General features: G+C 54.8%; 6 protein-coding genes. 2 read left to right on the forward strand and 4 right to left on the reverse strand.

Annotated elements, in window-relative coordinates; genetic code table 11:
* Window positions 1-121: 121 nt before the first annotated feature.
* The gene (locus tag E1297_RS23570) at window positions 122-1129 is read left to right on the forward strand and encodes a helix-turn-helix domain-containing protein (RefSeq protein ID WP_155142892.1); all 1008 of its coding nucleotides are present in this window, start codon (window positions 122-124) and stop codon (window positions 1127-1129) included.
* Between the two features lie 92 nt (window positions 1130-1221).
* Here E1297_RS23570 and E1297_RS23575 read toward each other — a convergent pair whose 3' ends face one another.
* From E1297_RS23575 to E1297_RS23590, 4 genes are all read right to left on the reverse strand, one after another.
* A complete protein-coding gene (locus E1297_RS23575) occupies window positions 1222-3483 on the reverse strand; it encodes a DUF1963 domain-containing protein (RefSeq protein ID WP_155142894.1) in 2262 nt (753 codons plus the stop codon).
* Between the two features lie 181 nt (window positions 3484-3664).
* On the reverse strand, window positions 3665-4591 hold the full coding sequence (locus E1297_RS23580; protein ID WP_155142896.1) for a lipopolysaccharide assembly protein LapB: 927 nt from the start codon (window positions 4589-4591) through the stop codon (window positions 3665-3667).
* Window positions 4592-4593: 2 nt separating this feature from the next.
* Window positions 4594-5094, reverse strand: coding sequence for a hypothetical protein (locus E1297_RS23585; protein WP_155142898.1), 501 nt, complete (start codon window positions 5092-5094; stop codon window positions 4594-4596).
* The gene (locus E1297_RS23590) at window positions 5094-6344 is read right to left on the reverse strand and encodes a 26S protease regulatory subunit (protein WP_155142899.1); all 1251 of its coding nucleotides are present in this window, start codon (window positions 6342-6344) and stop codon (window positions 5094-5096) included. The genes E1297_RS23585 and E1297_RS23590 overlap by 1 nt, the downstream gene beginning before the upstream one ends.
* 256 nt (window positions 6345-6600) lie before the next feature.
* On the opposite strand from E1297_RS23590, the gene E1297_RS49215 reads away from it, so the two are divergent.
* A partial coding sequence (locus E1297_RS49215; RefSeq protein ID WP_196223393.1) for a DUF1963 domain-containing protein occupies window positions 6601-6991 on the forward strand: 391 nt, incomplete at its 3' end.

The following is a 6991-nucleotide window of genomic DNA, read 5'->3' on the forward strand; positions in this document are numbered from 1 at the left end:
GAATACGAAGAAGCCGCAGAGTAATAGAGAGAACAAAATATTCCCCCGCCATGAGGCGGGGGAAATCGAAAACGGGCAGTGCCGCAACTGGCGATGCTCATATTTTGCAGATGGAGGAACAATGAAACACTATGTCCTCAAGAACGGTCAGGATCATCTGGCCAGAACTGCATCAACGACAGCTGAAAGAATACAGCAGATCGATGTGATCCTGGCTGATCCTGACGCGCGCGCGTCTGCAGAGATGGTCGTTGACTTTTATCGCGCCCTGAATGATCTGATCGAAGATCATACCTATTTTGTGAATATTCGCGTGTTCGCAGAGGATCCCGTCGACGGACCACTATATTGGGCAGGGCGAACGGCAATCTTCTGGGGAGATTTGCGAACGCGCTGGCACTTTGAGGGAAGGGATCTGGCGTGGGCTTCTCAGGTCCTCAACCTCTCATCTCGTACGGTCCTTGTCGGGGGTGCAGTGCTGCTGTTGGCCCAGGCCGGGCACGCAGACAAGACGATGGCAGCCATTCATCCGAACTTTACAGCAGCAGCGCGCGAAGGTGGATTGAGAGACGGCGGCCGGAGCACCCATTTGTCCAGCGATGGCCGCAAGCATAGCGCATCATCTCGGCTGAGTGCCCTGCGGTTGCTCTCAGATCTCGTTTCTCAGGATCATGGTGAGCATCTGGCGGACACGTTGCGTGGCTACATTGGCCTGACGGAGCCGCGACGGAAATGTGAAAGCCAGCTTGCGCATCGGCTGATCCAGCGCTCAGGCGCTGATCCATTGGTCAGGCAGGCTCTGGAAACGATGCTGGAACATGTTGAAGATCCACTAAGAATACCTGACTTGTCAAAGGTATTGGGAACATCGACACGTCAGCTTCAGCGTCGTTTCCTGAGTAAGACAGGCGTCAAACTTCTCACAACCTATCGAGAGCTCCGGCTAGAACGCGCTCATAGTCTGCTTAGACATACGGACATGTCGCATCGGGAAATTTCGACGGCCACTGGATTTTCATCAGTTACAGCCTTGGGGCGCTCGTTCCGTTCGCACTACAGGATAACGCCCGAAAGCGTTCGCAATCAACGGTTTGCCGGCCAACTGTCAGAGATCAATACTCTGGGCTAGCTGGTCAGAAACAAGCCAGATGTGCGGCCGAGTTTCTTAATGCACTAGGGGGTGAGAGGGCATGAGATCAGGTATCGGTCTCTCTGACGCGATCAGCCTCCGGCAGTATAGGCCTGAGCCTTGTCGAAATCGCGTCTCTGCAGATCTTCCGGCAAAATCCAAAATTCAATCATTCCTACATCGCAGAACATGAAATTCATGCCGCGGTCGCTGTCCAGCGCCAGCAGACGGATGCCCGAGCCACAGGTTGCGTTGGTCTTAAACTGGGTATGACCCAACATCATATGCTCAGACTGGGTTGCAGACGGACACAGCGTTTCGTCGAAGAACTCATACAGTTCGGATGGCAGCAGCGTGCGCATCTGTTCATCCGTCACTGCCTGTTGAACAACCGACAGCAAGGCATTTCTCAACTCGGTCTGCACCATAAAGCCATGCTTTGACTGCATTTCTTCGAGCCAGCTTGTGAACCATTGCCGCGTTTCGGGATCGGGAACCGCAAGATCGGCATGGGCGTCCAATCGTTCGGATACCTTTGCCAGCAGCGCCAGGTGATTGGTCAGCCTAGCCATTGTGGTTTCGGCTTTTTTCGAAAGCTCTTTTCCCTCTCGGCGCCAAAGTTCTTTTAACCGCCTGTTTTCCATCAGACTGGCCAGCATATTACCCTCCAACTCCATCGCGAAACGGGACATGACCGCGCCACAAAATGGAAACCCGGCTTCGACGAGTTCGGGTTGGACCCAATATCTCCGGGTCGGGGCGGTTTCGGGATCATCTTCGGAGTTGTACAGAAGCTCGTTAGCCATAACCGGCCGATGGCTTTTCTCAACCCGGTCAGGCAACAGTGCCTGCATCGCCCCTTTCTGAAGATCGTACGCCAAACTCAGCTTTGGCATCGGCATCGCGAAATCCCAGAAGAAGGTTTTGATCGGATGAGCGGATATGGGCCAGCACGGATAGCTGTTGATACCCGAACGATCAGAAACGCCACTGCCCTCAACATATCCGATGTCGGGTAAGCGGGATGGGGGCGTAGCGGGTTCACCGGGCACTGCGCTCGCTGGCACAAAGATCACACGTGTGCTTCCCTCGTCTTCCCAGACCATATCGTCTTTCACGCTCGCGAAGAACAGGAGTAACCCATCCTCGGGCATTTCTTCACCCCCTTTTACACGGGGCAGTTCTGCGCAATCGATCTGGGCGAGAAAGTGCAACGGGGTCCCCGATTGCGGAGTGCGCGGCCAGGGGATGCTTTTGGGCAGACAGGGCATGCCACCCAACCACGAACGCCCAACCGGATCTGAGCCGATGGGCCAGGCACGCCTGAGATAAATCGCGTCCCGCGCCTCCTGATGCAGCTCCTCCAGCAGTTCTTCTTTGGTGGGTTCAGGTTGGGGCGTGGCAGCCCGTTTCGGTTTGGGGGTTGCCGCAGGATGGGACCGTGCTGGCCTTTCCGTATCCCAAAGCACCCGATCCGGTGGCGAATGCGTATCCAGCGCGCCCTTTAATTTGCGAAGCCACTTAATCCTGCCTGGATCGGTAAGCGCTGTGCGCCGAAGGTTGAGTATCCCAAACACCAACTCGGACAACAAAACCAGGTTTCGCTGGGTTCCAAGGGGTAGCTGTACAATGACGTCAAACACGCCGGGTTCACGTGGGAATGTGGACAGGCCATTTGTATCGCGCGCCCTGCGGATGGCTTCTGTCAGAACGGCCAGTCGAGGATCTGACTTTATCCGTTGATCCGTAAAGTGGCACAGATAGACAAACTCAATTCGGCGCCGCTGTACCTTGCTCCCGACCAAGGGGGCGAAAATTCGGCGAAACGCTCTTTTTATGCGGAGTATCGGTCCGACCGTGCGGTGCTTGGGTTCGACGCTGATCAGTGTCGCGATGAAGGAGTTGCGCTTGGCACCTGTCAAATCGCAAGCATCTGTCAGTGCGCGCCCAAGGCTGGTTGCCGTCAGTGACTTTTGAAAGATAGGAGGTACTCGCCGGTCAATTGCATAGGCGTTTTCCAGCAACTCTCTGAGGTGCTCTTTTTGTTCGGGCAGTGCTATGGTGGGGTCGATACCATAGACCTTCAAAATAGTCTTGCTGGTTTTGGATTTGCGGTTATCCGCAAACATGCTGCCACTGCGGCTCAGATCCCACCGCAACCGGGCCATCAATCGCATCTTTTGCGGGCCGAAATTCTGATAAGCCGACTGCCAGAGCAGCAGCCCCACCACGACAGGCATCAAGAGAAACAGGACCGGGATTACGCCGAAGACAATTGCAAAAATCAGGTCTTCGCGAAGCCAAAGAACCGCAATGAAGATCACAAAAATTTGGTAGTATCGATCAACGATCATCGATCACCTGCGGGTTTGAAGTTACGCGCGCTGATCCCGCTCGAAATCGGCTCGGGTGAGATGCGGCTCAAATCTTGCACTGGGCTGATCGGGGTACAACCAAGATGGCCGCAGTTACCATTCGGATATTCGGCTGAACACCAACTGCGGCAACAGATCGGCTTTGAAGCGCGATCAGCTTTCAATAATCCAGCCGGAGCGAAGCCGCCTTTTGATGTTGTGCTGACTTTCTTGAATATAGCTGAGTGCTTATCAGCAACAGAATAGCGGTGACCTGTACGCCTCTGAACAACATCGAAGCAGCGGTGTCGAGTTCGAAGTACCTCAGGATATCTGTGGCGGACATATAGAGGAAGATTGCCGGCACCACATAGAGAGCGGCGGTTTTGATATTAGCGGTGTTGGCGATATGGCCAATGCGGTGGAACCAGCCTGTCAGGGGTTTGCGATGCATCTCAATTGCGGCCAACAAGCTATGTGCGTTGTGATTGTTTGGCGACAGGGCCAGCGCGCTCAAAGCGGCGTCATGTGCCTTCTCGAAGTCTTTTTTGACCCAGAACGCCCATCCAATGGCTACATGATTGGCGCTGTCGGTCGGTGCAATTCTGAGGGCCGCTCTGGCATGGCGTTCTGCGCTTTCGGCATCCAGGTGCAACGTTGCAAGTCTGGATGCAAAATAGTGAGGCGTATCATCGTCGGGATACAATGAAAGAAGCGTGTCGACGGCGGCAGTCAGTGCCTTGATATCATGATTGAGCAAGGCGTTCGCGCATCGAATCTCAAGCGCATTCCTGTTTTCGGGATCAAGCCGTAAGGCTTCGTCCAGAGCATTTTTGGCAGCTTCGTCATCACCAAAAACCGTATCGATCGTGGCGCGCACCACATGGGCCAGCGGCAGATTGGGACCAAGTGCGAGGGCCTGGTCCGCGGCGCGCGACGCCGCAAAGTGCTTGCCCAGTTTGAGAAGGCAAAAGGCCAGATGCGCATGCACAAGTGCGCTTTCGGGCTCTTCTTTCAATGCCTTGCGGAACAGTTCGAGCGCTTTGTCGTTATCGCCCCGGTCGGTGGCCGCTATGGCAAGCGGAAAGTCTCGGTTCTGTAGCATCATGGTCAATTCAGATAGTAGGCCAGGCCGCCCATCGCCTCTCCGAGTGGTGGCAGGATTGCCAGCAGAAGTCCGGTAATTAGCCAGGACGCAAAGACATACAGCACAGCAAAGGGCAGTCGCAGTTGCCCACGCCCCATTTCCTGCACGTGCAACTGATAAAGTTGGCGCTGCGCCTGAAAGCAGTAGCCCGAGGCGACAATCGCAACGACCAGCACGATGTTTAGCAATATCTGGTTGCCAAGCCGTTCGATGCTGCCTTTCTCAAAGCTGTCCTTGATGAAATCAATCAGCACCAGCATCGGCGCGCAAAACAGCACTGACGCCAATAGCACGCGGCCCTGTCGTTGCTTGTCGCGACAGCCCAGAAACCCGGCGTTGCGATACATCCAAATTGCACCGAATACCGGGCCCGCCAGAAACCCCGCAATCCATACCACATATGGCGCGGTAATTTTCGCGGGATTTGCATCCGGCAATATGTTGTCTGTGATATCCAACTGCATCAGCGACGCCCATTCACCTTGAGAAATTCGAGAACATCGTCGTAGCGCCCGCTTTCATTGCTATAGGTCGCGTGATTGCGCGCCGTTGTCAGCCAGTCGATGGTTGATGGGCGTACCTGCTTTGCCGCGGTCTCAAGCATCTGCATGTTGATGGGAACTTCACGATTGCTGGCAAGCGTGGCGTCAATCGCAAGATCTGTCGCCGCGTCGATGATCTGCGCAAGGTCCGCTCCGGAATAACCGCTTGTGGCGGCGGTGATCTTCTCGAAACGGACATTTGTTTCTGCCGGTCGCCCGGCCAGTTCCATACGCAGGATCGCTTCGCGGGCCGGAGCATCCGGAGGAGGCACAAAGAACATCCGGTCAAACCGGCCCGGGCGTAAAAAGGCTGAATCCATCGACCACGGAATGTTCGTTGCCGCCAGAACCAGAACCCCGTCATTTCGTTGGTTCACCCCGTCCATCTGCGCAAGAAAATGACTGACCATCTGTGAAACATGGGTCGAAGTGTGCCCGGACCGTTTAGAGCCAAGCGCATCAATCTCGTCAAAGAACAGGATGGTCGGGGTATTGTTCCGGGCCTGTTTGAAAATCGAAGTCAGACGCTGTTCGGCAACACCCCAATAGGGATCGAGGATGTCGGATATGGCAACGGATTGAAATCGGGCTCCACATTCGCCTGCTGTCGCTCTGGCAATCATGGTTTTACCGCAGCCGGGCGGGCCATACATAAGTACACCACCCCCTGACTTTTTTCGGAAACGAGAGAGCAGCCCGGACTGTTTGAAGGGTGCGATAATGCGCCGCTCGATGTCTCGTTTTACATTCTCAAGCCCGCCAACATCGGCAAACGAGATCTGATCATCCGTGTCTTCGGCGTCGGTGGTCGACTGTCCTCCGACGACCTGCAGACTCACTACATTTGCAGCCTCTTCCTCGAAAGGTGCGATTTCGGAGGTGGTGTCCGGAGTAGCGTCCGCTTCAGCCTCTACCGGTATCTGGTCTTCAGTCGCAGGGTGCCCCCAAAGTTCTGCTTCCTCATCCAACCCTGCCGTTGCAAAAACCTGAGCGACAAAGTTCCGGTCGTCTGCGGACCCTATGTCGTTAGGTTGGATGTCAAACGCCAGTTCCAATGCACGGCTGTCCAGACCCAAGGCCATGGCGCGGCGCATCACCGCCAGTCGTAGTGTCAGATTTTCAGGAGAAGCTTCGAGGCGTGCCAGCAAGTTCTTGAATGCGGTATCGGGCAATAACGGTCTCCGAAATCGGAATGGTGAACGAAAACAAGGTCAATAATCTCTAGTTGCGACTCAAATCTGTCAAAACAATGTCGTGTGGGTCCGAACTTTTGGTTAGTGCGCGCCTGCCCGCAATCGACGTGCACCCGGTGTTCACTATCTGCCCTCACGGGCATTCTTCTTTCGTCATATTTTTGACCCATAACGCTTTCATTCACGAGCTTGAAAACAACGGAATTTACCGCTGAATATGAGGAACTTCTGATAGATGAGTGAATTGATCATCCCGTCGATTTGTTTGACGAGCAGCCCCGGAGATACACGTGATACCGGGTGTTTTCTGGGAGGGGCCCCGCAGTTGCCCGATGGGATGGCATGGCCTCGCGATGGGTCGGGACGCCCTTTGGTCCATGTTGCGCAGATTGCGTTGCACGCCTTGCCCAGAAAGCTGATATTGAACGAGAATGAACTTGGCTTGCCTACCTTCCCAACCACCGGCACCATTTTTGTCTTTGCCGCGTGTGCTGACGAAGAATTCTACGAGATGGAAGAAGGGACGGTTCAGGTTCTTTATACCGAGAAGGATGTCTCAGGTCTTGCGCCAGTATCACCGCCGCCGGATGCACCGACATTTGGACCTGACGCTGCTGTAGGCCAAA

Source organism: Roseibium sp. RKSG952 (assembly GCF_009711355.1).